The following is a 24,586-nucleotide window of genomic DNA, read 5'->3' on the forward strand; positions in this document are numbered from 1 at the left end:
CTGCAGAACGAGAAAAAACGGGCGGGACCATGATGGCCCCGCCCGTTGACGTTGGGAGGTTATGTCGGGCCGGCCGGTCAGGCGACGCGGCCGTGCCACTGGCTGAGCAGCAGGCGTGCCGATTGCGGCTTGATACCCTTGTAGCGGTCGAGGATGCGCGCGCGATCCTCCGCCTGCAGGCGGTAGCGCCACGGGCCCATGTTCAGCAGCTTCTCTACCGTCGACAGCGCAAGCTCGGATGCCTTGGCGACGATCAGGAACGGGTCCGTATCGGTGCGCACCATCCAGTGCTTGGCTTCCTCGATGCCGATGTCGCCGATCATCGCGAAGGTCGCGACCGCCTCGGGGAAGCGATCCTCCTCGGCGAAGCGGACCAGCGTGTCCTCGTCGAGGCCCGGGCCGCGGGCCAGCGCATAGACGCGGCCGATGGCAGTCTCGAAGTCGTAGCGTCCGAGCCAGAACTCGTTGGACAGCTTCTGCGCGGCGACACGGGCGGCACGCGGGACCTCGCCGCCCTCGGACGTGCTGGTTTCCAGCAGGCGCATACGCACCCGCTCGCTTGCCAGCGCCGCCAGTGTCGACACCGCGCGCTCGTCGAGATCCTGCCGGTCGGCAAGCGCCATCTGCAGGTCCTCATCGAGGCCGGAAGACTGGATGAGCCCGAGAACGCCGCGGGCGGAAAGACTGGCCCCTCCGTTGCGCGCCACGGTGCGATGGACGGCCGTGCTGCCGCTTTCCACCAGCACGTCGGTCACCATCTCGGACAGGATCTCGCGGGCGGCAATCGCCACCTTGTGGTCCTCGCCGCGCTTGAGCGCGATCTCGACGAGGTCCGTGTCGCGCAGCACGGTGGACTGCTCCAGCACCGGACGCGCAACCTCGATGTCGTCGTCGGCGAGCCGGCGGATGGTGCCCTCCGGCGCCCGCCGCAGGGAGGCCAGCCGACCGGCGATGAAGGCGCGGGCCTGCATCTCCACCATGTCGGACAGGCGCACCAGCACCGAATCGTAGACCTCGATCTGCTCGTCCGAGCATTTTTCGGATGTCAGCGAGAACAGCGTGGCGACGTTGCGTGCCAACTCGTTCCGCCGCGCCATGTCCGGCTCGTTCGCCAGCGCCTCGAAGTTCACGAGCTCGGTATTTGGCATGTTCGACATTGCTATTTCCCCGACCGAGAATCTTGGTTTCGCCGTGGATAGCATGGGCCGATTAAACAAAATGTCGACGCGAACAGGTCATTACTTATCTATATTTTATGCTGATACTAAAATAACTTGAAGAAAAATCGATTAAAAATTGAAACATGGCGGACTGCGGCAAATCGCGAGCAGACGACAGCCGATCCGCGTGAGATAAACTGGCAAACGATACGCAGTTTGACCAATTAGATCGGAGATCAGGGTGAGCGACAGATCCGACGACGAAACGCCGGCGCGTCCCGGCGAGGAGGCCTTCGGCCACGACCCGGCGCAAGGGCCGTTCGATGCCGGCCTCGTCTTCATCGGCCATGTGGAAACGCCCTGGGCGACGCGGGCCGAATGCCCGCGCAACGGCCGCGCCACCGATGCCGTCTGCCGTGTCCGGGTGAAGCCGGAATACCGCAAGGGGCTGAAGTCGGTGGAGGAATGCAGCCACCTCATCCTGCTGTACTGGATGCACAAGGCCCGCCGCGATCTGGCGGTGCTTGCGCCCGGCTTTGCCGATGAGACCCATGGCTGCTTCGGCCTGCGCGCACCGGTTCGCCCGAACCCGGTCTCCCTGTCCGTCGTGCAATTGCTGGAGATGACCGGGGACGGTTTCCTGGTGCGCGGTCTCGATTGCCTGAACGGCACGCCGCTCATCGACATCAAGCCCTATTTCGCAACCACCGACAGCGTGCCGGACGCGCAGGTGCGCTGGCGCGACCGGCTGAAGCAGACCGGCGTCATCACCCCGCCTGGCGACGCCTGAACGACAGGGCCCGCATCCGCACCCACTCCCCCGCCCCGCGTATCGCGCGCGCCGCAGGCCGCTCGACAATGACCGTCAGCAGCAGCGCCGCAAGCGCAATCACAGCAAGAATGACGATGGCCGAAACGCCAAGCCCCAGCATTGGTGCCAGAAGGTAAAAGCCGGCATAGCCGATATGCTGGTGCAGCAGGTAGAAGGGGTAGGTGGCCCGGCCGGCCACCGCGACCGGCCCGACCGGCAGCCACGGCACGTCCAGCCGCGTTGCCAGCGCCAGAACGACGAGCGAAACGGCAACGATGCCGGCGACGGCAAGCGGAGAAAACGGCTCGCCGCGATAGAGCTCGACCAGCCCGCCCGCGAACAGGATCGCCGCCGCGATGGCCTGCACGAAGGCCGCGACAAGGACGAGGCTCGCCCCCGCCTCGCCGCGCTCGCGCGCCCGCAGCATCATCCCGAAGGCGAAGAACCCGGCGAAATCGGTCAGGAGCAGCCGACGGAGGATGTCGCTCCCGATCACGGCCTGGTCGAGCGCCGCAATGGCGAGCCAGACGAGGGCAATGGCAACCTGGTGGCGCGACCACAGACCGACGAGCATCAGCAGCCCGACCCAGCCATAGAACAGGATCTCGGCGACGATGGACCAGTAGGCCCCGTCCATGAAGGGCTGGCCGAGAAACGGCGACAGCATCGTTAGGTTGGCGAGATATTGCGGCAGCGACAGGGGGAAGCCGAGCGCCGGCACGGCAAGGGTGACCAGCGCCGTCAGCGTCATCGCTACCACATAGACCGGCCAAAGCCGCGCGATGCGGGCAACCGCGAAGGTGAAGGGATCGCGCCCTTCCGTCGAGATCGAAATGACGTAGCCGGAAATGGCGAAGAAGACCGAAACGCCGAGATAACCGAACCGCGCCCAGTCTCCGGGGTCGCCTGCGCCAGCGACGGGGCCGGCCTCTCCGGTGACCTGCATGCGAAAGCCGTAGTGGAACCAGGCAACAACCGCCACGGCCGCAACCCGCATCACGTCGAGACCCGGCCGTCTTGCGGCAGCGCTCATTGCATCCACTCCCCTCGCCTCAGGCGCGGAGTATCGCCGTTCTCCGGTTAAGGGGAGTTGAAACGGCGGCGGCCCGTCTGATCAGCATCAATCGTGTTGAAGGCGGTCGGCGATAAGCTTATCCAATGACGATGATCACGCTTCGACAGCTGCGCTATTTCGATGCGCTTGCCCGCCACCTGCATTTCGGCCGTGCCGCCGAGGCTGTGGCCGTGTCGCAGCCGGCCCTGTCCATGCAGGTGCGCGAACTGGAGGCGATCCTCGGCATCGCCCTGGTGGAGCGCCGTCCCTCCGGCATCCGCCTGACGGCGGAAGGGCGGGAGATCGCCCGCCGCGCCCAGCGCATCCTGTCCGAGACACGGGATCTCCTCGACTACGGCCGGCATGCCAGCGAGGTGATGAGCGGAACGCTCCGCCTCGGCATCATCCCCTCCATCGCGCCTTATCTCCTGCCGCGCATCCTGCCGGCGCTGACCCGCAGCCATCCGCATGTCGAGCTGCAGCTGCGCGAGACGCTGACGCAGGCGCTGGTCGGCGAGCTGTTGCAGGGCGAGCTCGATGTCATCCTGGCGGCCCTGCCCGTTGCCGGTGCCGAATTCGAAACCCGCCCGCTGTTCCAGGATCGCTTCCTGCTGGCCGTGCAGTCGCGTCCCGATCTCGACGAAGGCCAGCGCGTCGATCCGCGGACCGTCAACGGTTCCTCGCTGCTGCTGCTGGAGGAAGGCCACTGCCTGCGCGACCAGGCGCTGAACTACTGCGAGGGATTGCAGCCGACCGCTCGCTCCGGCTTCGGCGCCACCAGCCTGTCGACGGTGATGCAGATGGTCGCCGCCGGCTATGGCGTGACGCTGCTTCCCGAACTCTGCGCCTCGGTGGAGGTGCGCGACGAGCGCGTGGCGCTGCTGCGCTTCGAGGAACCGCAGCCGCAAAGGACGGTCGGGCTGGTCTGGCGGCGCTCCTCGCCACGCAAACGCGACTTCGAGGCACTCGGCAGCTGCATTCTCGAAGCTTTGGATCCCGGTGCCCAGCTCCTGCCGCCGCTCGCTGTCGGCGAGGATTTTCGCACCGGACAGCGCCCCGATGCCTGAGCGGATCTTCTGGCCATGATGTTGGGGAGACAATCCTCGGGCGGCACGCGGCGCCAGAAGGAGATGCGCAAGGCGCTGCGGGTCACCGCGCCACGCATTCCTTTCGCGGATGCCGAGCCGGTGCTGGCCGGGGCGCTCGCCCCACATCTGCGGCACCTGCCACCGTCCGTGGCCGTATGGCTTGCCCTCGTCGCCCATGTCCGCCACGCCCATAGCGACTACGACGCGCTGCTGGGCGAAGGCTACGATCGCGACGCGGCCCGCTATTTCGCGCTGACCTCGATCAACGACACGCTGCTCGACTGGGGCGCGACGCGGCAGGTCAGCGCGGAGGAGGACGAGATCAGCGAGGACTGAGACGGTCCCTCAGCGATAGAGCCAGTGCTCGGGGATATGCGCGGTGACCGCCTCGCCGGGGCGGATGACGCCCGGTCGTTCCACATAGGCGACGAGACCACGGCGGCGACGGGCCGTCTTGGGAAACAGCAGGTCGATCCCCTCGCGGTCGGGATAGTGCTCGGCGATGGAGGCCCCGGCGATCCGGCAGGGCATGTTGTCGCCATCGACCCGGAGCACCGCTCCGCCGGCGAAGACGAGGCGTGTGCGCGGCGGCACCAGCGACAGGCGCGGCAGGCCTTCCAGCAGGATATTGCCGCCGATCCACTCCGCCTCGATGCGCGGCAGACCCATGTCGTCAGCAACCTCGGCCAGTTCCTCCACGGACAGGATCGACACCTGCCGCTCGTTGCACATCTCGGTACCGCGCGGATACCAGGGCTCGCGCGAGCCCGAGCGGCGAGTGTGGCCGGTATGGCGACCGCCGGGAATACCCTCGAAGCAGAGCTTCAGCGCCGCGGTCCAGGTGGTGCGGAAGTCGTCCGGCGTCTGGGTGGCGAGCACCTTGACCGTCGTTGCCGGGAGCTTGCGCGCCGGCATGCTCTGCAGCTCGTCCATGTGCTCGCGTCCGAACAGATCCGCCATCGCTCACCTTCCTGCCTGATCGCCCGCGGGCAAAACCGGCGCGGGAGGTCGAGGGATACAATGAGTCCCGCGGGCAGGAAACCCGCTCCCGTCCTCCGGCAGCCCCCGGAAACGAAAACGGCGGCGCGAGACCCGCACCGCCGTTTCCTGTCGTGATCGTGTGTCGCTGGCGCCTCAGCGCGTCAGCGGCTTGTACTTGATGCGGCGCGGATCCGCGGCATGGGCGCCGAGACGACGCACCTTGTCCTTCTCGTAGTCCTCGAAGTTACCCTCGAACCACTCCACATGGCTGTCGCCCTCGAAGGCGAGCATGTGGGTGGCAAGGCGGTCGAGGAACATACGATCGTGGCTGATGACCACGGCGCAGCCGGCATAGTTCTCCAGCGCGTCCTCGAGGGCCGCCAGCGTCTCGGTGTCGAGGTCGTTGGTCGGCTCGTCGAGGAGAAGAACGTTGGCGCCCTGCTTCAGCACCTTGGCCAGATGCACGCGGTTGCGCTGGCCGCCCGACAGGTTGCCCACCTTCGCCTGCTGGGCCGGGCCCTTGAAGTTGAAGGACGAGCAATAGGCGCGCGAATTGATCTCCTTGCCGTCGAGATAGATGATCTCGTGGCCGTCGGAAATCTCTTCCCAGACCGTCTTGTTCGGGTCGAGCTTGTCGCGCGACTGGTCGACATAGCCCAGATGCACGCTGTCGCCGATGGTGACGGTGCCCGAGTCCGGCTTCTCCTGGCCGGTCAGCAGCTTGAACAGGGTCGTCTTGCCGGCGCCGTTCGGGCCGATGACACCGACGATGCCGCCGCGCGGCAGCTTGAACGTCAGGTCCTCGATCAGGAGGCGGTCGCCGAAGCCCTTGGAGACGTTCTCCAGGTCGATGACGTTGTTGCCGAGCCGCTCGCCGACCGGAATGAGGATCTGCTCGATGGTCGGCAGACGCTCTTCCTGCTTGGCCAGCAGGTCCTCATAGGCACGGATACGCGCCTTGGACTTGGTCTGGCGGCCCTTCGGCGACATGCCCATCCACTCGCGCTCGCGGGCAATCGCACGCGAGCGGGCCATGTCCTCGCGGCCCTCCTGCTCCATGCGTTTGGTCTTCTTCTCCAGATAGACCGAGTAGTTGCCCTCGTAGGGGATGCCCTGGCCGCGGTCGAGCTCCAGGATCCAGCCTGTGACGTTGTCGAGGAAGTAGCGATCGTGGGTGATGATCAGCACCGAGCCCTTGAACTCGCGCAGATGCCGCTCCAGCCAGTGCACCGTCTCGGCGTCCAGGTGGTTGGTCGGCTCGTCGAGCAGCAAGAGGTCCGGCTCGGACAGCAGCAGCTGGCACAGCGCCACGCGGCGACGCTCGCCGCCCGACAGGTTGTCGACCGCAGCATCGGACGGCGGGCAGCGCAGGGCCTCCATCGCCATCTCGACCTTGCTCTCGAGGTTCCACAGATCCTCGGCGTCGATGATGTCCTGGAGCTTGGCGCCCTCTTCCGCCGTCTCGTCGGAATAGTTCATCATCAGTTCGTTGTAGCGGTCGACGATCGCCTGCTTGTGGGCGACGCCCAGCATGACGTTCTCGAGCACCGTCTTGGTCGGATCGAGCTGCGGCTCCTGCGGCAGGTAGCCGATACGCGCGCCCTCGGCCGCCCACGCTTCGCCGGAATACTCCTTGTCGAGACCGGCCATGATCTTGAGCAGCGTCGACTTGCCCGCGCCGTTCGGACCCAGGATGCCGATCTTGGCGTCCGGGTAGAAGGACAGGTGGATGTTGTCGAGGACCTTCTTGCCGTTATAGGCCTTCGACAGACCGTGCATGTGATAGATGAACTGGCGCGCCATAGGTGCTTGCCGCTCCATTCTGGACATGAGGGGAAACTGGCCGCTTCTTAGTCGATGGCGGCCTTCGGGGCAAGGGAAAGTCCCCGGACGCCGGACCTTTCGGCCCACCCGGACCACGCCGCGCCTCGTCCGCATCCGCCTTGCCCCGCACCGTTGATGTGCCGGATCGGCACGAAGCCGCGCCCCCTCGCGTTTACCTCCCGTTCACCCTCGACCAGCATTCTGGCGACGGGCTGGGCGCTCAGAAGGATTCAAGTCATGCGTATCCCGAGACCGGCCGGACTTGCCGGCGTTCTTGCTCTTTCCCTCCTTGTTGCGGCCTGCGGCTCGAACCGTTTCGAGCGCGGCGTGACGGGCGGTGCCATCGGTGGTGCAGCCGGCGCAGGTGCGCTGGCGCTGGCCGGCGGACCCGTTCTGGTCGGCATGGCGGCCGGTGCCGTCGGCGGCGCGGCCATCGGCGCGCTGACCAACGAGTGCCAGATCGATCTCGGACCGCAGCGTCCCAACAACTGCTGAAACGTCGGCGCCAGCGCCGCAGCAGGCTTTCCCCGCATCATCGCCTTCCCGGGACCGGCATGTCGAAAGACAGCGCCGGTCCTGTCGTTTGTGCATGCTCCGAACAGACCGGAACCGAACCGGCGCGTCGCCGTAACGGTCTGAGATTACGGAGCGTTTTCGCATAGAGGCCGCAGCAGTCGCACAATCTCGCAAAGCATGCGGACTGTAATAAATGACATTACCCGCCAAGCCTGTTGGATCGTGCGGGAAATCGAGTCATATTTTTGCCCAACAAGAAAGGTCGATAGCAGCAGCACGGTCGAGGCAACACCGAGCAGCAACGGGACGGACACGAACTTGCTTGTTCCGCAGAACACCAGGGAAAGCCTATTCAGGCGCTCGAGGAGAAACATCCTCTTTCTGCACGTGCCGAAGTGCGGCGGATCCTTTGTCGAGCAGGCTTTCCTGCCCTGGATCCGAAGATGCCCTTCGCGCCGCATTCGCGATGCCCGCGGTCACCTGACATATTGCGAATACACGCAGGTCTTCGACCGGCACCGCGTCGACCTTGCGTCCATGCATATCTTCACCGTGGTGCGCAATCCCTGGGCCTGGCACGTCTCCTGGTTCCATTATCTCAAGGAAGACTACGGCCGCGGCCAGTCCGGCATGCCGACCGAAGTGGAGCTGTTCCAGGACTACGACTTCTCCGACTACCTGCGCTGGCTGGCGGACGACGAGGCCCCGACCTCGCCGACGCGCTACATCCGCAAGCAGCAGCTCGACTACCTCACCGACGCAAGCGGCACCGTTGCCGTCGACCGGATCCTGCGGCAGGAGCGACTGGCGGACGACCTGGCCAGAATGGCCACGGAGCTCGACCTTGCCGTCACCGTTCCGCAGTGCCGCGCCAATTCCTCCTCGCATGGCCACTACCGCGAGTATTACGACGACTTCGGGATAGACCTCGTCGCGCGGCGCCACAGGGACGACATCGAGACCTTCGGCTATACGTTCTGAAGCGTCTTGCAACAGGCTGCGGACTTGCAATTCGCCGTCCAAGCTGCAATGGCTCAGCCATTCCGTCCCTATCCGCGAGTGCACGATCCCCAATGGGCTTCAACCTGATCCGCTTCGCCCTCGACCCGCACTACCGGGCCGTCAAGCGCTGGAAACTCGCGAAGGGCGACGAGCGCCTGCTGACAGACGTGCCGCTTGACGGAAACTCGCTGGTCGTCGATGCCGGCTTCTACAAGGGCGACTTCTCCGCCCGGATCTCGCAGAAAGGGTCGCCGAAAGTGCTGGCCTTCGAGCCGGCGCCCGAGTTCTGCGAGCGGGCCCGCCCGCTGCTGACGGCCATGCCGAACGTGACGCTCGACTGCGCCGGCCTGTCGGACTTCAACGGCACGGCGAAGCTCGTCTACGACAATGACGGCAGCAGCACCCAGCGGCAGCAGGAGGGCAAGAGCGTCGAGGTCCAGTTGCGCCGCGCCTCCGATATCGTGCGCGCCGCTGGCCAGCCGGTCGACCTGATGAAGCTCAACATCGAGGGCGACGAATATCCGGTCCTGGAAAACCTGATCGCCGAAGGGCTGATGGACGAGGTCCGCCATCTGGTGGTGCAGTTCCACCTGATCGACAAGACCAGCCGGGAGCGCTATGCGCGCATTGCCGAGGGTCTGTCGAAGACCCACGATCTTGCCTGGCGTTATCCGTTCGTCTGGGAACGCTGGGACCTGCGCGAGAGCGTCTCGCCAAGCAGGTAGAGCCGGCGGCGGATGCCGTCGCTGAAGCGCAGCCGGCGGCCGTCGAGATGACCGACCGTGCGCCCGTGGCCGTAGGGCCCGTAGATATAGCCGCCGCCGACATAGCGGCAGAGCCCGCCTTCCAGTCCCACCGAACGACCGTCCGGCCCCTTCAGCAGCGGCAGCACCACCTCGCGATACCGCGCGATGTCGAGGATGTGCGGGTTGTTGGAGCGTCCGCTGATCCGGCACAGCGGAAAGCCGGCATCGCCCGCCGGCTCCAGCCCCAGATCGAAGGCCGCCGGCCGGTTCCGTCGCTTGTTGAAGCGCAGGTAATCGATTCCGCGTGTCCGCATCTCGTCGACCATCCGGTCGAGCGAATGGTGGATGCGGCTCTTCACGAAGACGAAGTCGTGCTCGAGCTGCATGGCATAGTCGCCCTCGCACACTTCGAGCGAGCGGGCGAAGCCGTCCAGCATCCCGTTGGTCTGCACCAGCTCGAAGGGAATGTCCGGCAGCCCGTCGCGGATGGTCGCGACCCAAGGTTCGAACATGTCCGGGTTGGGATTGGGATCGATGAAGATGCGGGTGACGATGCGGTGGCGGCTGTCCTTGCCGAAGACATCGAAAAACGAGCGGACGGCATGCTGGGCGAGGCAGTGCGAGGGATCCCGCGATGCCACGTTGGTGAAGACGTTGAGGTTGAAGACCTCGGACTTCATGCGGACTCCATGCTTGCTTTCCCACTGCGCCGACCGTAAGCGTGGCGCGTCCCGACCCAATTCGCAGCCTTATAGGTGGCCCGACGTGTCAAAGCCAGTCCCGCGACGCTGGATGAAGCGGCTGGACGCCGTGCTGATGCCCGCCCCCTACCGGGCGCTGGCAAGCCGCCTGATGCTGCCCGCTTGGCCGCGCACCCGTCTTGCCGAACACCGCGTCGAGCGCATCGGCGAGGAGGTGACGACGACAGCGCGAGGGACCGACCGGCTCGGCTGTCTGCGCGTTGCCGGACCGCTCGACATCGATCCGCTGTCCGGCCTCCTCTTCGACGACGCCCGCCTGGTCGCCCCGCAGCCGGGCGAGGAGCTGCTGCCCTGGCCGCAGGCGCGGCCCGACGTGACCCGCAGGCTGCGGATGAAGCCGGTGCTGCGCGAGCCGCTGACCGTCCTGCATCACGGCGACGACGGCTCGCTCGCCGCGTTCTGCTCCGACGTGCTGCCGCGCTTTTTCGCGCTAGACCATTTCGCCCTGCCGCAGGACCTGCTCGTCGTGATCCCGGTGTCCATGGGCATGACCGATCATTTCCAGGACGCGATTACCGACGGCGTGTTCCGCCCGCGCCCGGTCGAGCTGATGCGCCAGGGCCGGGTCACCCGCACCGATACGACATATGTGATCGAGAGGCCGCTCGCCCACGCCGGCATTCTCGGCCGGATCGCCGCACGCCTCGCCGAGGTTTATCCGGCAGAAGCGCCCGCAGGCGAGCCGGTGGATGTGCTGCTGTGCGAAGGCGGCAGCGCGCGAGCCGAACGGCTTCTGGCCGGACACGCAGAGCTTCGCAAGGCGGTGGCCGACAAACGCCTGGACATCGTCGACCCCTCCGACCTCGCCTTGCGCGGGCTGGTGCAGCGCCTGCGCCGGGCCCGGACGCTGTTCGCGCCATCCACCGGAGAGCTGTCTGCAGCCGTGCTTGCCGGCGGTACACTCGAACGGCTCGTCGAGCTCCCCGACCCTTCCGGCCGCGATGACTCGCGCCCGGCAGCGATCGCCGCCGGGCTCGGTCTTGTCCTGGAGCGCCTCAGCGCCCGGTGAGATCAGGCAGCGTTGGTGCCTAGCCGCGCTCGAACACGGCCACATGCAGCCGGTCGGCGGCCCGGCGCAGTGGCCTCAGCGCCTGCGTCAGGCGGCGATAGGGCGCACGCGCCGGCGGGCGGATCGCCTCCGCCTCGGCCAGCAGGGCGGGCGCCCCGTTCCCGCGCCCGGCGACCAGCTGTTCGAGCACCGGAAACACCTGATGCTCCTCCATCAACCGGCGGCGGTTTTCGCGCATCGCCGCCTGCACTTCGGGCCGCGACACGGGATCCGCCTCCAGCACGGCGAGCAGCGTCTTAATCGCCGTGTCCGGCCGGGTGATGTCCAGAGCGGTGAAGCCGAGCGGATCGAAATATCCCTCCAGCCCCGGACCGCCCGCGACGATCGGATAGGCTCCGGCCAACAGCGGATCGGCAAGCTTCTCCGTCCAGCAATGCGGGTCGAGATTGTTTTCCAGCACAAGGTGATAGCGATAGCCGTCGAGCCCCTCTGCCTTGTCCGCGACCTCGCGAAAGCCACGCCCGTAGATGTCGAGACGCTCGCCTAGCGCCGCCTTGACGCGCCGCAGGAAGCGGAGCCGGCGCACCTGGTTGCGATTCAGCGCCTTCGTCGAGCAGACCGCCGAGATCAGCCCGCGCACCGGCTCGCACGGCACGGGACGCGCGGCGAGTTCGGCAAAGCCGAGCCGCGGCGGACCGCCGGCGGAGGCACCCAGTCCCGTTCCGTAGAACCACGGCGAGGACGGCTGCATGTGGAACGCCTCGCCGCCAAATCCCGGCAGCGGCGACGAGGTCACGGCAATTCCGAACTGCGAGATGAAGGCCGGGTCGTAATGCTTGATCGATACGGGCTCGGGCAGGAAGACGATGCGCCGGTCACGCGGCAGCCGCGTGGCGAAGCCTCGCGGCGGCTGATCGTAGACCACCAGCCAGTCCGCCTCCTCGCCGGTGCCATTGCCCGGCGCAAGCTGGATATCGCCCCAGCGCCCGTCGCCCTCGCGGCTCTGGCGCAGGAGGAAATCGAAGGACTGGGCGGTGGCGAGCTGAATGACGGTCATGCCTGGAAAGCCATGCTTGCGAGTGCTGTCGGGTGGTCCGGCGTTCCGCAGCGATACCGCATGGCGCGGCTTGCGCAAAGGCCGGAACACAAAAAGGCCGCCGCCGGAAGAAGCCGGCGGCGGCCTTCGATCTTCGAACTCGCTTCAAGCCTTAGCGGATATAGGGCGACACGCAGGGGCGACGCGGGCCGTTATAGGGCTGGAAGCTGTTGTCGGACGCGCGATACGACCGATAGCGCTGATTGCACCAGGCATAGTGCGCGCGCGGGAAACCTCGATGTGCGCGCGGCGGCACGCGGTAGCGCGGGCGCGGCGCATAGACCGGCGGACCCCAGCGGTGGCGCGGGCGCCAACGATGACGCGGACGCACCCGGTGCGGGCGGCCGCGATGCCAGGTCTTCTCGACAAGGCCGCCCTGGCGGGCGTCGGGCGCCACATCGACCAGCGGCGCCAGCGCCCTTGCCGCATTACCGGCTGTCGCAGCTTCTGCCGGCGTTCCGGACCCGAAGCCGATCATGGAGGCAACAGCGATTGCCGCTGCCGCGCAAGTGTGTCTGAAACGCATGGTCCTGTCTCCTTTCGGCCTTGCGGTCTGCTCCGCCTGTCCGGCAGCACACGCTGCCGGCGGGGGAAAGGCGGGGCGGACATTCTCGCGGGGCCCGTGCAGGGCCTCCACGACACGACCCGACGCCTCGGCGCCGCACACCATCGCGATCAGCGATCATGATGGAGAAAGCTTAGTCCTGCGAGCAGGGCAGGACTGTGACGCAGATCATCCCGGCGACGTTCACTGGCCAAAACGCCGCATTGCTTAAGAAGTTCCGCGCGACTTGTCATTTGTCGTGAAATTCATATATCATGCCAAATGACAGGAGGCACTCATGCCCGCACTTCGTCCCGTATCTCCGGTAACACCGGATCCCGTTGCCCAGTTCTCCCGCGCGGAGATCGCCGCCATGCAGCAGGCGGTGGTCAATCTTTTCGAGCGCTGGGACCTCACCGACGAACAGGCCAGCCGTCTTCTCGGCGACATCTCGGTCCGCACCTACCAGCGCTGGAAGTCGGGATCGCCCGGCCGTGCCGGCATCGACCTTGCCGAACGCATGTCCAACCTCCTCGGCATTCACAAGGCGCTGCGCATGCTGTTTCGCGATGCGGAGCGCGGCTACGGCTGGGTGAGCCGCGCCAATGCCGATTTCGACGGCCGCTCGGCGCTGGACGTGATGCTGGACGGGCGTATCACCGATCTCATGCGCGTGCGCCGCTATCTCGATGCCCGGCGCGGCCAGTGGTGACGATGAGCACCGCCCTGCCCGGTGGCTTCGCGACAACGCGGCTCGTCTGGCCGCGCTATCACCGCCTGATCAGCTCCGCCTACCCACCCATCGACCTGTTCGAGGACATTGCCGACCCGGCCGACTGGGAGTTGCTCGCTGCCGCCGAGGCGAAAAGCAATCCGCGCGTTGCCGAGACGATCGGCTCGCTCGACCTCGTGCCGGCCGGCCGCAGGGTCAGCGGGCCCGGCGCCTCCTATGTGATGGCGCCCTTCACCCACGTTTCTCCGGAGCGCAAGGGGCGGTTCCACGACGGCAGCTTCGGCGCCTTCTATGCCGCCAGGTCCTTCGACACCGCGCTGTTCGAGGTCGCCCACCACCAGGCAAGGTTCTTCGCAGCCACCGGCGAAGCGCCCGGCTGGATCGCCGACATGCGCGAACTCGTTGGCGAAATCGATGCGGACATGGTCGACCTGACCAGGGAAGACCCGGCTGCCGCCCCCCTGCTCGACCCGGACGACTACGGTCCGTCCCAGACCTTCGCGGCCGAGATCCGAGCTGCAGGCCACAACGGCATCGCCTATCCGAGCGTGCGTCACGACGGCGGAGCCTGCTTCGCTGCCTTCCATCCCGATGTGATGTCCGTGCCGATCCAGGCCTGCCACCTCACCTGCCACTGGGACGGCAAGCGCATCGATATGGTCAAGATCCACGAGGCCGCGGGCGAAAACCCGCGCGGGCGGATCTTCAGGATCGAGGCCTGACCGGCGGCCTCTGCAAGCCCGGCCTCTCAGGCGGTCGCGGCGCCGCCGGTTTCCACCCTGTTGCGCCCCTTTTCCTTGGCCGCATACAGCAGCTTGTCGGCCACCGGCAGCAACTCGCCGATGCTGCGACCGTCTCCCGGTTGAATGACCAGTAGGCCGATGCTCGCAGTCACCTCCAGCGAGCCGCCGTTATCCAGGGCAATGGGAGTGCGAACCAGATTGCGCATGCGCTCGGCAAGCCCTACCGCGTGCTGCGGACTGCAATTCGACACGAGGATGGCGAATTCCTCGCCCCCGAGCCGCCCCAGGAGATCGTCGGCGCGCAAACACGCCCTTGCATGCTCTCCGAACGAGGCGAGAGCCTTGTCGCCGGCCGCATGTCCGAACCGGTCGTTCACCGCCTTGAAGTGATCGAGATCGATCATCATCAAGGCGAAAGGCGCATCTCGGCGCTCTTGCAGGATGTGTTCGGCTGTTGCCCTGAAGGAAATGCGGTTGCGCGCACCTGTGAGCGGATCGTGCATCGCCATGTGATGGAGCCGCGCCAGCAACTCGTTGCGGCTCTGCATGACGCAGGCCAGCATGATCGGCGCCAGCGCCACCAGCGAAATTCCCAGCCGGACGGACACGAGATCGATCTCGTTGTCGGGAACGAACTGGCTGCCGACGAGGCCGGTGGACACGGCGGCCAGCGTCCATACTCCCGAGATCAGGGTGAGCGCCGCCGTCGGGAAGATCGGATAGACGATGGCGCACCACAACAGGGCGGGAACCGGAAAGGCGACGGATCCGGCCCCGCCGATCAGCGCGGCGGCGCCTCCCGCAGCGATCACCGCCAGAACAGGCAGGATATCGGCGCCCCGGATGGCGAGCCGCGACGTCTTCCAGCGCGCGACCATGATTGCCAGCGGCGGCGCGGAAAGCAGGACAGGCAGGATGGTGACGTAGTTGACGAACTCCGTGGCGAACCAGAACGACCAGCCGGCGGCCACACTGCGCTGAAACAGCAGCGGGTTCGCAAGCATGCCGAAAAGGCCGGCGGAAGCGGCAGCAGCGGCGGCGACAAAGGCCAGCCAGAGCACGGAGGCCGGCTCCCGCAACGAGCGTATCCTGTCCGGATGCCACAAATGCACCGCATACCCCACCGCCACGCCGAACATGTTCGCAGCGGTGAGAACTGCCGTCATCGTGAACGAGGAGCCGGTCAGCAGATCTGCCGAGACGTAACCGACAGCAGCGCAGATCCAGGTGGTCGGCCGCGCCGCTCCCGGCATGCGGATGATCATCGCAAGCAGAATCGCGTTGGCAGGCCAGAGCGTTGCAAGAAAATCGGCCGGCCGCGTGTAGATGCCGAACAGGCAGGCGGCCAGAACCACCAGACCGATCATCAGGGGTGTAGCCAGGGCCCCCGCACCGTGCCGTCCGGCGACTTTCCCCTCGGGAGAGGTTTCAACGCTCAAGGACATGGCGCCCCTCACAGCCCATTTCGCAAACCAGCTCCCCTCGCGGCAAGCCAGATGAGAATTAGGCGACAATCCGGAGCATATCAACGACGACTTTCAGAAAAATGCATTCCAATGAATTATTGCAATTTACCGTCTAAAAACACGAGATAACGAAAGACTTGATACGAAAATAATCTCGAATATCCAGCCGAATACAGAAGAATTGGCGCGAATTTTCAAAAGACGGGCACCGTAACACCCGGGCGCTCTTCACGAGCCGGGGACAGCGCCGCACGCTCACCGCAGCGACGCTCTCCCCGATCGCCTTAAGCCTCGGGAGTACTGTCAATTATACGTAATCAATCCTTCGCCATATGCGGGTCGGCGAGCGCTGCGCTCGGTCGGCTGACCGGCACGGAGGTGCGCGAGGTGCGCCGGGACAGCGCGTCCTCCCCATCCCGCTGCAGCAGGCGGCGGAACGCGGGATGCATGCCGCCGTCGGAATAGGACGGCGCGGTGAGGGCAAGACCGCTGGAGATCAGCGACTGCATCGCCACCCGGTCCGCCTCCGACTTGCTGGCCACCGCCTCCGGCACCTTGCTGACCGCCGGCGGACAGGCAGCAAGCGGATCCTTCGGCTCGCCGCCGACGAACTCCTTGTCGAAGACATAGCGTCCGCCGCACATGGAAACCTTCGGCGGCTGGCGGGTCACCTCGAAAATGTCGTAGCCGGTCTTGAGATTGCTCCAGAACGCGAAATTCCCGTCGTTCCGGTGCCGTGCCATGTTCTCCGGCGTCATGCGGAACGGATACACCTGGACCTGGAAGGCGGATTGCCCGCCCTTCAGCGCGTCGCGCACCACCGGGTAGATTTCCTCCACACCCTCGTCGGTCAGCGCATAGCAGCCCGAAGAGGAACAGGCGCCGTGGACCATCAGAGCGCTGCCGGAATAGCCGAGCGCCCGTTCCAGCTTGTTGGGAAAGCCGAGGTTGAAGGCCAGATAGTACTGCGAACGCGGGTTCAGCAGGCCGGCATTGACGTGATAGAAGCCCTCCGGCGCCTGGCGGTCGCCCTGCTTGCGCTTGGGCCCCAGCTTTCCGGACCAGCGGCAGATCGGATAGGTCTTGAGCAGCGCGAACCGGCCCGAACGATCCTGCTTCCAGACCTCGAGCTCGCTCTCCTGCTTGAAGATTCGCACCACGACGGGCGCGGACGGCGACATCGACTTCTCCGACATCATCGAAAGAAGCTTCGAGGGGATCGGCTTCGATCCCCGGCCGTCATCGGCATACTCGCTCGTCGCGCAGCCGCTCAACAGGGCTGCGATAACCAGGAAGGCAGCCGCTTTTGCTGGTTTAAACATCATTCGCTTGCCAGGATCTCGTTCGTGCCGCCCCGCCCGCCGACAGATGTCCAGTCTCGCCGGACACGGTTAATGCCAAGTTGCTCGCGCCGCAATTCGCGATTGCGTGAACTTGACGCCGCACCGCCTGAAGGACCATATCTCCATAAACTGGAGGTTTGCGATGTACTCTATCGGCGATCTTTCGCGGCAGACCGGCGTCAAGGTGCCGACGATCCGTTATTACGAGCAGATGGGCCTGCTGGAGGCCGCGGGCCGCACGGAAGGCAACCAGCGGCGCTACGACGCGGCGCATCTCGACCGGCTCGGCTTCATCAAGCATGCGCGCGACCTCGGCTTCACCCTGGAGGCGGTCCGCGAGCTGATCGACCTCAGCGGCCATCCGGAGCGCCCCTGCACCCATGCCGACGAGATTGCCGCACGACAGCTCGATATCGTCCGCGACAAGATCGCGCGGCTGCAGCGGCTGGAAGGCGAACTGGCCCGCATGGTCGGCACCTGTCACGGCGATCACGTCAGGGATTGCTACGTGATCCGCTCGCTGGCCAATCACGAGATGTGCAGCACCGACCATTGACCCCGGCCCTCCTCCGATATCGCTTGAGGAAAAAACTGCGTTGCAGCCCTTGATCCTCTAGTCGCTAGAGGTCTTATGGTCCTGCTCCTGACCAAAGGAGTTGACCATATGAGCGCCACCGACCGCCTCAGCCGCTTCCGCGTGGAAGGGATGGATTGCGCCAGCTGCGCCAGCAAGATCGACCGCGCTGTCCGCCGGTTGCCCGAGATCGACGATGTCCGCGTGTCCGTGGTCGCCGGCACCATGACCGTGATCCATGGCGAAGACGCAGATCTTGCCGAAGTCGCCCGCAAGGTCGACAGCCTCGGATACCGGACTTCGCTGCTTGCCCGCGAGCCTGCGCACGGCAAGACAGACGAAAACCCGACCGGCGCAACGGCTTGCTGCGGCGGACACGGTCATGATCACGGCGACCATGATCATGACGACGATCACGCGAGCGATCACGGGCACCAGCATCACCACGCCCGGATCGACGGCCCCTGGTGGCGCAGCTCCAAGGCGCACCTGACCATACTCTGCGCCGCTGCGCTGGCCGTCGCCTTCGCAGTTGCCCACATTTTCCCCCAGACCGCATTCTGGAGCTTCACCCTCGCCATGGCGGTCGGACTGGTGCCGATTGCCCGCCGCGCGCTTGCCGGTGCGATGAACGGCAGCCCTTTCTCCATCGAGACCCTGATGACGGTGGCCGCGGCCGGCGCCGTGGTCATCGATGCCGCCGAAGAAGCGGCCGTTGTCGTCGTGCTGTTCCTGATCGGCGAGCTGCTGGAGGGCATCGCCACCGGCCGCGCCCGCGCCTCGATCCGCGCCCTTGCCGACCTGATGCCGAAAACCGCGCTGCTGGAACGGGAGGGCAAGACCGAGACCGTCCCGGCCGACAGCCTCGCCGTCGGAGCTGTGGTGTTGGTGCGTCCCGGCGACCGGGTTCCGGCCGACGGTACCGTCCTGTCCGGTGAAAGCGCCGTCGACGAGGCTCCCGTGACCGGTGAATCCGTGCCAAAGCGCAAGGAGCCGGGCGACACGGTCTTTGCCGGCACCGTGAACCAGGAGGGCGTCCTGCGGGTGGAGGTTACCGCCGCAGCCGCCGACAACACCATCTCCCGCGTCATTGCTCTCGTCGAGGAGGCGCAGGAGTCCAAGGCACCGACCGAGCGCTTCATCGACCGCTTCTCGCGCTACTACACGCCGGGCGTCATGGTCGTTGCCGCACTGATCGCCGTGCTCCCGCCGCTCGTCGGCGGAGCGGAATGGGCCACCTGGATCTATCGCGGCCTTGCCGTCCTGTTGATCGGCTGCCCTTGCGCCCTCGTCATCTCGACCCCGGCCGCCATCGCCGCCGCCCTTTCGGCCGGCGCCCGCCGCGGCCTCCTGATGAAGGGCGGCGCCGTGCTGGAGGGGCTCGGCCGCATCGACCATGCCGCCTTCGACAAGACCGGCACGCTCACAGAAGGAAAGCCGCAGGTAACGGATATTGCCGGCATCGGCATGGACGAGCGCGAGGTGCTGCGCCTTGCCGCCGCCCTGGAGGCGGGATCGAGCCATCCGCTGGCCCGCGCCATCCTCGGCCGCGCCGAACGCGACGGCATCGCCATCACGCCGGCCTCCGATGCGGCCGCCCTTGGCGGCAAGGGCGTCACCGGAACGCTGGAGGGGCGCCGGCTGCTGCTGGCCTCGCCTCGTGCCGCCGCCGAGACCGCTCCGCTCGACAGCGCGCTGCAAACGCGTATCGCCGCGCTCAACGACGACGGCAAGACCGTCTCGCTGCTGCTGGTGGACAACACGATCGCCGGCCTGATCGCCCTGCGCGACGAGCCGCGCGAGGATGCGGTCGAGGGTCTTGCGGCCCTGCGCCGGCTGGGGGCAGAGGCGGTGATGCTGACCGGCGACAATGCCCGCACCGCGAAAGCCATTGGCGGGACGCTCGGCATCGAGGTCCATGCCGAGCTGCTGCCGCAAGACAAGCAGCGGATCGTCGGGGAGATGCGTGCGAAGGGTTACCGCGTCGCCAAGGTCGGCGACGGCATCAACGATGCCCCCGCGCTTGCCGCTGCCGATATCGGCATCGCCATGGGCGGCGGCACCGACGTCGCGCTGGAAACCGCCGACGCGGCAATCCTGCATGGCCGCGTCACCGACGTTGCCGACATGATCGCCCTGTCGCGGGCGACCATGCGCAACATCTGGCAGAACATCACCATCGCGCTCGGCCTGAAGGCCGTCTTCCTGGTGACCACCGTGCTCGGCGTCACCGGCCTGTGGCCAGCGATCCTTGCCGATACAGGCGCCACCGTTCTGGTGACCGCCAACGCGATGCGCCTGCTCGCCTGGCGCGGAATGAAGTGAAGAGGTGCTCCTCGGGGGCCTGCAAACAGGTCCCCGGGGAGCATGTTTCCCGCCTCAGGCCGTGCGCTCGGCCTCCGGTGCGGCAGCGGCTGCCGCCTCTTTCCTCCGCGTCCACCAGTCGCCGAGCAGAAGCAGGATCGGAGCTGCGATGAAGATCGACGAGCTCGTCGCGATCACCACGCCGAACAGCATCGGCAGGGCGAAGTTCTCCACCGCATTGCCGCCCCATATCGCCATCGGCAGCATCGCCAGGAACGTGGTGGCCGAGGTGAAGAGACAGCGGGCCAGCACCTGGTTGATGCTGAGGTCGATGATCGACCTGAGGTCCCGCTTCTTCGACATGCGGATGTTCTCGCGCATGCGGTCGTAGACCACCACCTTGTCATTCACCGAATAGCCGATGATGGTCAAAAGCGCGGCAATCGCCGTCAGGTTGAAGTCCAGCCCGAAGAGGGCAAAGAACCCGACGGTCTTGGTGGTGTCGAGCACCAGTGTCGCGATGGCACCGATGGCAAAATTCCACTCGAACCGCCACCAGATGTAGACCAGCATGGCAAGGCTCGCGAGAACCACGGCGATGACGCCGTTGCGCGCGAGCTCGCCGCTGACCTTCGGCCCGACCACTTCCGTCCGCTCGATGCCGATGCCCGGATCGATCCGTTGCAGCGTGTCGCGGACCTCGCTCACCGCACGCGTCTGGGCCGTCTCTCCGCCCTCCTGCCGCTGGACGCGGATCAGCACGTTGTCGCCGATCTGCTGCAGCGACACCTCGCCGAGATCGAGCTTGCCGAGTTCGTCGCGCAGGGTGCCGAGACTGACGCTCGCGGGCGTCGATGCCTCCACCTGGATGCCGCCCTTGAAGTCGATGCCGTAGTTGAGGCCCGGCTTGATGAACAGGCCGATGGAGGCCAGCGACAGCACGATGGACAGGCCAATGCCGAAGAAGCGCGCCTTCATGAACGAGATCGAGGTCCCGTCCGGCACGATGCGGATCAGCGGCTCGACGGAGATGGTCTTGAGCTTGCGCCGGCGCACCCACTCGGTCATCAGGATGCGCACCACCGCAACGGCGGTGAACATCGACACGCAGATGCCGATCATCATGGTGATCGCGAACCCGCGCACCGGTCCCGAGCCGAACAGGAACAACAGACCCGTTGCGATCAGCGAGGTGACATTGGCATCGACGATGGTGGAATAGGCCCGCCCGAAGCCCCGGTCGAGGGCGGCGAAGGCGCTGGCCCCTGCCTTGGCCTCCTCGCGTATGCGCTCGTTGATCAGGATATTGGCATCCACCGCAAGACCGATGCCAAGGATAATGCCGGCAATGCCCGGCAGGGTCAGCGTCGCGCCCAAGAGACTGAGCAGGCCGACGGTCAGCGCCACGTTGAGGAACAGCGCGAAATTGGCGAAGAGGCCCCAGCCGCCATACAGCGCGACCATGAACACCACCACCGCCGCAAAGCCGGCAAGACCGGTGACCACGCCCATCTCGATGACGTCGCCGCCGAGATCCGGGCCGACCGTGCGCTCCTCGATGACGACGAGCGGCACCGGAAGTGCACCGGCGCGCAGCAGCGCCGACAGCACCACCGTATCCTCGACAGTGAAGGACCCGCTGATCTGCCCGGTCCCGCCGGTGATCGGCTCGCGGATCACGGGAGCGCTCAGCACCTTGCCGTCGAGCACGATGGCGAAGGGCTTGCCGACATTCTGGCTGGTGATGCGCGCGAACTGGCGTGCGCCCGACGTATCGAAGTGGAAGCTGACGAGGGGTTCCCTGGTGCGCTGGTCGAAGCCGGCGCGGGCATCGGTCAGATGATCGCCGCCGAGCGCGACACGGTCCTCGACCGCAACGGTGCGGCCTGTCTTTTCCTCCGGCAGCAGGCTCACGCCGGCCGGCAACCGGGCGCCCGGCACGACGTCCGCAACCATGTGGAAGGACATCTGCGCGGTGGAGCCGAGCAGCTCGCGCAGCCGGGTCGGGTCGTTGAGGCCCGGCAGCTGGACGAGGATCCGGTCGGCACCCACCCGCTGGATCGTCGGCTCGGCAACGCCGACCTGGTCGACGCGCTGGCGGACGATCTCCAGGCTCTGGTCGATCGCCTGGTTCAGCCGGTCGCGAAAGCCCGCCTCGCTGAAGCCGAGTCGGATGAGATCGCCTTCGCTCGTCATCTCGATATCGGAGACCTGCGCTCCAAAGCCGCCATTGGCGACCGGCGTTGCCAGATCGCGCAGCTGCTTGACGATGCCGGCGCGGGCCGCCGCATCGGGCACGGAGACCACTACGGTTTCGCCGACCTGGCGCACGGTGCCCTGCGCCTGCTCCTTGCGCAGCAGCGCCCTCGCCTCGGCGACAAGGCTCTTGAGCCGGTCGGCCTTGAGCGCATCCGCGTCGACCTCGAGGACGAGATGCGACCCGCCGCGCAGGTCGAGACCGAGCGTGACCTGTTGTTTGGGGAACCAGCCCGGCATCCGTTCGAGCTGGGCGGGGGTGAACACGTTGGGCAATGCGGCAAGCAGCCCGAAGAGAATGATGAGGGTATAGGTCACAAGGACCCATCGGGACGTTTTCATTGTCTGATCCGAAGCAAAGGAGATCGGGCGGGCGCCCGCGGGACGCCCGGCAGGAACCGGCTCGGAAAGCCGGACGATCAGACAGGAAGGGGTGGTCCGCGCGCCTGCGCATAAAGCGGACCGGACGCGCACGCAGCCTCCTGCTCCGTCGCATTGACAGACAAGAGGCGCCGTCCAGACAGATCGACGGGATCCGACGCCAGCTGGTCATGCCGATCCGGACCCGCCGATGTGGTCAGGCCCTGGCGACGCAGGCTCGTCTGGAGCTGATGGCGCGCCCGGTCGCGGTCGAGGACCGCACGGGGGGGCGTCGCTCTGCCGTCCGAACGACTTTCGCCGCTAGCCTGGGAGGAAACTTCCGGACTGCCTCCAGGCACAGCTCCGCCACCCGCCGCTGCCAGCAGGAGCAACAGCGCAGGCAGCAGCAGCCAGGAAAACGAGCCTGTCCCGACGGCGCGATCACGCCGCCCGGCAATCCGCAAGCCGATCATGTGGTGCCGGATGGCCTTGGGCGAGCGTCAGCCCGCCGCGGCCGGCATCACCATTTCGGCAACCCCGGAAACCGTCAGGATCAGCCCGGCCATCAAAAGCGCGGTGATCGCCAGCGCCATGACCGAGGCCATGCCCGGCTGGGCGGCGAGAACTGCGAACATGCCCTTCTCGCGAGGGGTGCTGTAGACGATGGAAAAGATTGCGGCCACGAAAATGACCAGCCCAATGACGATCTGCATCGGAACTCTCCGCGTCGGCACATCCGCATCCTCTTGCGGCGCGTGCCCTGAAATCACTCATCCGCCGGAAGGCGGCATCGGCAGGTTTCAGGCGGAAACGGGAGGAGCGCGCGGCGCATGCGCTGCGCCGGCACGGCCGGGAACGGCCGCGCAGCAGTCGACGAGGGCGAGGCCGATCTCCGCCACCACATCGGCGGGCATCGGCGAGGCCAGGATGATCGCTTCGTCGTGATCGCTGCCCGAGGGCGGCGGCACCGGAAGCGACCGCTGGCGGACATCGTGATCCAGCTTCGGCAGGACGGCCGAGGCACCGGACCCTGTATCGTTGGTGAGAACGATCTCGGCGAGTTTCGGCGTCGGATAGCGCGCGCCATAGGGAATGGCTGCGGCAAACGCGAAGAGCACCGCCAGGAACGCGATGATCCATCGCCCCGGGCGGAGCGGGCGTCCTGCATCCGTTCCGTTCGTCGTCATCGGCAAAGTCTACACGAGCGCCGGGCAAAAGACGACGGGAATAGTGGCTCCGCTCAGGTCGCGCCGTCCGGCAGCACGGTGGCGACGATGGACGCATCGAGCGCCTCGTATTGGCCAAGCCCGATGGTCTCGTAGAGCTCGGCACGGCTCTGCATCTCGTCGAGCATCGCCTTGGTCGAGCCGTCCCGCGCCAATGCCGCGTAGAGCTTCTCCTGCGCTTTGTTGGCGACACGCAGCGAGGACACCGGCCAGATCACCATCCGGTAGCCCATCTCCTCGAACTCGCTCGCCGTGAAGAAGGGCGTGCGGCCGAACTCGGTCATGTTGGCCAGCAGCGGCACGCCGGGCATGCGCGCGGCGAACTCGCGGAACATCTCGGCCGTCGTCAGCGCCTCGGGGAAGATCGCATCGGCACCCGCCTCCATGTAGAGCTTCGCCCGCGCCACCGCACCGTCGATGCCCTCGCTCGCCGCCGCATCCGTCCGCGCGACGATGTAGAGATGCCGCCGTGCCTTCGCGGCCGCTGCGACCTTCGCCGCCATGTCACGGGCATCGGCGAGCTTCTTGTCGTTGAGATGCCCGCACTTCTTCGGCAGCAGCTGATCCTCAAGATGCACGGCGCCGGCGCCCGCCTCCTCGAACGTGCGCACCATGTGCATGACGTTGAGCGCCTCGCCATAGCCGGTGTCGCCGTCGACGAGCAGCGGAAGACCAGCCGCGCGCGCGATCTGGCGGATGAAGAAGGCGACCTCGTCCACGGTGATGATGCCGAGATCGGGAATGCCCATCGAGGCGGTCATCGCCGCGCCGGAAAGATACAGCCCCTCGAAGCCCGCTGCCTTCGCCTGCAGCGCTGCCATGCCGTTATGGGCACCCGGCAGCCGGGCGATGCCTCCGCGCTCGACCAGGGCACGGAAACGCTCGCCGGCGGGACGGTCGGACAGGTGGCTGGAAACGAGATAGGGCATCGGCTTTCCTCACGCGGCCTGACGATGCCACCGCCATGGCGGCATCGCCCTTGCCTCCGC

The 24,586-nt window shown here is 66.4% G+C and carries 24 protein-coding genes; 11 read left to right on the forward strand and 13 right to left on the reverse strand.

The window, feature by feature from the left end; genetic code table 11:
* Nucleotides 1-77: 77 nt before the first annotated feature.
* On the reverse strand, nt 78-1,157 hold the full coding sequence (locus BBX35_RS06570; RefSeq protein WP_067217378.1) for a DUF2336 domain-containing protein: 1,080 nt from the start codon (nt 1,155-1,157) through the stop codon (nt 78-80).
* Between the two features lie 244 nt (nt 1,158-1,401).
* Between BBX35_RS06570 and tsaA the strand changes: the two genes are divergently transcribed.
* Nucleotides 1,402-1,950, forward strand: coding sequence for a tRNA (N6-threonylcarbamoyladenosine(37)-N6)-methyltransferase TrmO (gene tsaA / locus BBX35_RS06575; RefSeq protein ID WP_067217380.1), 549 nt, complete (start codon nt 1,402-1,404; stop codon nt 1,948-1,950).
* Here the strand turns inward: tsaA and BBX35_RS06580 are convergent.
* The gene (locus tag BBX35_RS06580; protein ID WP_083206045.1) at nt 1,928-3,004 is read right to left on the reverse strand and encodes an acyltransferase family protein; all 1,077 of its coding nucleotides are present in this window, start codon (nt 3,002-3,004) and stop codon (nt 1,928-1,930) included. The genes tsaA and BBX35_RS06580 overlap by 23 nt on opposite strands.
* A gap of 125 nt (nt 3,005-3,129) precedes the next feature.
* Between BBX35_RS06580 and BBX35_RS06585 the strand changes: the two genes are divergently transcribed.
* Together BBX35_RS06585 and BBX35_RS06590 are read left to right on the forward strand one after the other, a co-directional pair.
* Nucleotides 3,130-4,092 carry a LysR substrate-binding domain-containing protein gene (locus BBX35_RS06585; RefSeq protein ID WP_067217385.1) on the forward strand — a complete coding sequence of 321 codons (963 nt, stop codon included), beginning with the start codon at nt 3,130-3,132 and terminating at the stop codon, nt 4,090-4,092.
* Between the two features lie 18 nt (nt 4,093-4,110).
* Complete coding sequence (locus tag BBX35_RS06590) at nt 4,111-4,449, forward strand: DUF2293 domain-containing protein (RefSeq protein ID WP_067218313.1); 339 nt, start codon at nt 4,111-4,113, stop codon at nt 4,447-4,449.
* A 9-nt stretch (nt 4,450-4,458) separates the two neighbouring features.
* On the opposite strand, the gene BBX35_RS06595 is transcribed toward BBX35_RS06590, so the two are convergent.
* Both BBX35_RS06595 and ettA read right to left on the reverse strand, forming a co-directional pair.
* Entirely contained in the window at nt 4,459-5,073 is a 615-nt protein-coding gene (locus tag BBX35_RS06595; RefSeq protein WP_067217386.1) for an MOSC domain-containing protein, read from the reverse strand.
* Nucleotides 5,074-5,247: 174 nt separating this feature from the next.
* Nucleotides 5,248-6,897, reverse strand: coding sequence for an energy-dependent translational throttle protein EttA (ettA, locus tag BBX35_RS06600; protein ID WP_067217389.1), 1,650 nt, complete (start codon nt 6,895-6,897; stop codon nt 5,248-5,250).
* 258 nt (nt 6,898-7,155) lie between these two features.
* On the opposite strand from ettA, the gene BBX35_RS23585 reads away from it, so the two are divergent.
* The 3 genes from BBX35_RS23585 (at nt 7,156) to BBX35_RS23340 (ending at nt 9,161) form a co-directional block, all read left to right on the forward strand.
* Nucleotides 7,156-7,413: a hypothetical protein gene (locus BBX35_RS23585; RefSeq protein WP_067217391.1), complete on the forward strand. Its 258-nt coding sequence runs from the start codon at nt 7,156-7,158 to the stop codon at nt 7,411-7,413.
* A gap of 198 nt (nt 7,414-7,611) precedes the next feature.
* A complete protein-coding gene (locus BBX35_RS23335; protein ID WP_141687823.1) occupies nt 7,612-8,415 on the forward strand; it encodes a sulfotransferase family 2 domain-containing protein in 804 nt (267 codons plus the stop codon).
* 92 nt (nt 8,416-8,507) lie between these two features.
* Complete coding sequence (locus BBX35_RS23340) at nt 8,508-9,161, forward strand: FkbM family methyltransferase (RefSeq protein WP_067217399.1); 654 nt, start codon at nt 8,508-8,510, stop codon at nt 9,159-9,161.
* Here BBX35_RS23340 and BBX35_RS06625 read toward each other — a convergent pair.
* On the reverse strand, nt 9,104-9,862 hold the full coding sequence (locus BBX35_RS06625) for a hypothetical protein (protein WP_067217402.1): 759 nt from the start codon (nt 9,860-9,862) through the stop codon (nt 9,104-9,106). The genes BBX35_RS23340 and BBX35_RS06625 overlap by 58 nt on opposite strands.
* 85 nt (nt 9,863-9,947) lie before the next feature.
* Between BBX35_RS06625 and BBX35_RS06630 the strand changes: the two genes are divergently transcribed.
* Complete coding sequence (locus tag BBX35_RS06630; RefSeq protein ID WP_141687824.1) at nt 9,948-10,952, forward strand: hypothetical protein; 1,005 nt, start codon at nt 9,948-9,950, stop codon at nt 10,950-10,952.
* Nucleotides 10,953-10,971: 19 nt separating this feature from the next.
* Here the strand turns inward: BBX35_RS06630 and BBX35_RS06635 are convergent, their stop codons facing one another.
* A complete protein-coding gene (locus tag BBX35_RS06635) occupies nt 10,972-12,009 on the reverse strand; it encodes a glycosyltransferase family 10 fucosyltransferase (protein ID WP_067217406.1) in 1,038 nt (345 codons plus the stop codon).
* A gap of 151 nt (nt 12,010-12,160) precedes the next feature.
* Nucleotides 12,161-12,574: a BA14K family protein gene (locus BBX35_RS06640; protein WP_067217407.1), complete on the reverse strand. Its 414-nt coding sequence runs from the start codon at nt 12,572-12,574 to the stop codon at nt 12,161-12,163.
* Nucleotides 12,575-12,890: 316 nt separating this feature from the next.
* Between BBX35_RS06640 and BBX35_RS06645 the strand changes: the two genes are divergently transcribed.
* Nucleotides 12,891-13,304 (forward strand): MbcA/ParS/Xre antitoxin family protein, encoded by a 414-nt coding sequence (locus BBX35_RS06645; RefSeq protein ID WP_067217410.1) that lies wholly within the window; start codon nt 12,891-12,893, stop codon nt 13,302-13,304.
* A 2-nt stretch (nt 13,305-13,306) separates the two neighbouring features.
* Nucleotides 13,307-14,047 carry an RES family NAD+ phosphorylase gene (locus BBX35_RS06650; RefSeq protein WP_067217412.1) on the forward strand — a complete coding sequence of 247 codons (741 nt, stop codon included), beginning with the start codon at nt 13,307-13,309 and terminating at the stop codon, nt 14,045-14,047.
* A 26-nt stretch (nt 14,048-14,073) separates the two neighbouring features.
* On the opposite strand, the gene BBX35_RS06655 is transcribed toward BBX35_RS06650, so the two are convergent.
* Complete coding sequence (locus BBX35_RS06655) at nt 14,074-15,435, reverse strand: GGDEF domain-containing protein (RefSeq protein ID WP_067217414.1); 1,362 nt, start codon at nt 15,433-15,435, stop codon at nt 14,074-14,076.
* 416 nt (nt 15,436-15,851) lie between these two features.
* Nucleotides 15,852-16,859: a L,D-transpeptidase family protein gene (locus tag BBX35_RS06660; RefSeq protein ID WP_067217416.1), complete on the reverse strand. Its 1,008-nt coding sequence runs from the start codon at nt 16,857-16,859 to the stop codon at nt 15,852-15,854.
* 160 nt (nt 16,860-17,019) lie between these two features.
* Between BBX35_RS06660 and BBX35_RS06665 the strand changes: the two genes are divergently transcribed.
* Nucleotides 17,020-17,433 carry a MerR family transcriptional regulator gene (locus BBX35_RS06665; RefSeq protein ID WP_067217417.1) on the forward strand — a complete coding sequence of 138 codons (414 nt, stop codon included), beginning with the start codon at nt 17,020-17,022 and terminating at the stop codon, nt 17,431-17,433.
* A gap of 108 nt (nt 17,434-17,541) precedes the next feature.
* On the forward strand, nt 17,542-19,776 hold the full coding sequence (locus BBX35_RS06670; protein WP_067217420.1) for a heavy metal translocating P-type ATPase: 2,235 nt from the start codon (nt 17,542-17,544) through the stop codon (nt 19,774-19,776).
* Between the two features lie 54 nt (nt 19,777-19,830).
* On the opposite strand, the gene secD is transcribed toward BBX35_RS06670, so the two are convergent.
* From secD to prpB, 4 genes are all read right to left on the reverse strand, one after another.
* Entirely contained in the window at nt 19,831-22,353 is a 2,523-nt protein-coding gene (gene secD, locus BBX35_RS06675) for a protein translocase subunit SecD (protein ID WP_067217421.1), read from the reverse strand.
* Between the two features lie 518 nt (nt 22,354-22,871).
* Complete coding sequence (locus tag BBX35_RS06680) at nt 22,872-23,084, reverse strand: hypothetical protein (protein ID WP_067217424.1); 213 nt, start codon at nt 23,082-23,084, stop codon at nt 22,872-22,874.
* An 87-nt stretch (nt 23,085-23,171) separates the two neighbouring features.
* On the reverse strand, nt 23,172-23,558 hold the full coding sequence (locus BBX35_RS06685; protein WP_067217426.1) for a hypothetical protein: 387 nt from the start codon (nt 23,556-23,558) through the stop codon (nt 23,172-23,174).
* 53 nt (nt 23,559-23,611) lie between these two features.
* Nucleotides 23,612-24,526, reverse strand: coding sequence for a methylisocitrate lyase (gene prpB / locus BBX35_RS06690; RefSeq protein ID WP_067217429.1), 915 nt, complete (start codon nt 24,524-24,526; stop codon nt 23,612-23,614).
* Nucleotides 24,527-24,586: the final 60 nt, after the last annotated feature.

Source organism: Stappia indica, from assembly GCF_001696535.1.
Lineage (GTDB): Bacteria > Pseudomonadota > Alphaproteobacteria > Rhizobiales > Stappiaceae > Stappia > Stappia indica.

Coding starts and splice junctions, on each gene's coding strand:
- BBX35_RS06685 (WP_067217426.1), bottom strand. CDS start 23,558: ATGACGACGAACGGAACGGATGCAGGACGCCCGCTCCGCCCGGGGCGA.
- BBX35_RS06640 (WP_067217407.1), bottom strand. CDS start 12,574: ATGCGTTTCAGACACACTTGCGCGGCAGCGGCAATCGCTGTTGCCTCC.
- BBX35_RS06670 (WP_067217420.1), top strand. CDS start 17,542: ATGAGCGCCACCGACCGCCTCAGCCGCTTCCGCGTGGAAGGGATGGAT.
- BBX35_RS06625 (WP_067217402.1), bottom strand. CDS start 9,862: ATGAAGTCCGAGGTCTTCAACCTCAACGTCTTCACCAACGTGGCATCG.
- BBX35_RS23585 (WP_067217391.1), top strand. CDS start 7,156: ATGCGTATCCCGAGACCGGCCGGACTTGCCGGCGTTCTTGCTCTTTCC.
- prpB (WP_067217429.1), bottom strand. CDS start 24,526: ATGCCCTATCTCGTTTCCAGCCACCTGTCCGACCGTCCCGCCGGCGAG.
- BBX35_RS06665 (WP_067217417.1), top strand. CDS start 17,020: ATGTACTCTATCGGCGATCTTTCGCGGCAGACCGGCGTCAAGGTGCCG.
- BBX35_RS23335 (WP_141687823.1), top strand. CDS start 7,612: ATGCGGACTGTAATAAATGACATTACCCGCCAAGCCTGTTGGATCGTG.
- BBX35_RS06650 (WP_067217412.1), top strand. CDS start 13,307: ATGAGCACCGCCCTGCCCGGTGGCTTCGCGACAACGCGGCTCGTCTGG.
- secD (WP_067217421.1), bottom strand. CDS start 22,353: ATGAAAACGTCCCGATGGGTCCTTGTGACCTATACCCTCATCATTCTC.
- BBX35_RS23340 (WP_067217399.1), top strand. CDS start 8,508: ATGGGCTTCAACCTGATCCGCTTCGCCCTCGACCCGCACTACCGGGCC.
- BBX35_RS06590 (WP_067218313.1), top strand. CDS start 4,111: ATGTTGGGGAGACAATCCTCGGGCGGCACGCGGCGCCAGAAGGAGATG.
- BBX35_RS06645 (WP_067217410.1), top strand. CDS start 12,891: ATGCCCGCACTTCGTCCCGTATCTCCGGTAACACCGGATCCCGTTGCC.
- BBX35_RS06655 (WP_067217414.1), bottom strand. CDS start 15,435: ATGATCGGTCTGGTGGTTCTGGCCGCCTGCCTGTTCGGCATCTACACG.
- ettA (WP_067217389.1), bottom strand. CDS start 6,897: ATGGCGCGCCAGTTCATCTATCACATGCACGGTCTGTCGAAGGCCTAT.
- BBX35_RS06635 (WP_067217406.1), bottom strand. CDS start 12,009: ATGACCGTCATTCAGCTCGCCACCGCCCAGTCCTTCGATTTCCTCCTG.
- BBX35_RS06660 (WP_067217416.1), bottom strand. CDS start 16,859: ATGATGTTTAAACCAGCAAAAGCGGCTGCCTTCCTGGTTATCGCAGCC.
- BBX35_RS06585 (WP_067217385.1), top strand. CDS start 3,130: ATGACGATGATCACGCTTCGACAGCTGCGCTATTTCGATGCGCTTGCC.
- BBX35_RS06570 (WP_067217378.1), bottom strand. CDS start 1,157: ATGTCGAACATGCCAAATACCGAGCTCGTGAACTTCGAGGCGCTGGCG.
- BBX35_RS06595 (WP_067217386.1), bottom strand. CDS start 5,073: ATGGCGGATCTGTTCGGACGCGAGCACATGGACGAGCTGCAGAGCATG.
- BBX35_RS06580 (WP_083206045.1), bottom strand. CDS start 3,004: ATGAGCGCTGCCGCAAGACGGCCGGGTCTCGACGTGATGCGGGTTGCG.
- BBX35_RS06680 (WP_067217424.1), bottom strand. CDS start 23,084: ATGCAGATCGTCATTGGGCTGGTCATTTTCGTGGCCGCAATCTTTTCC.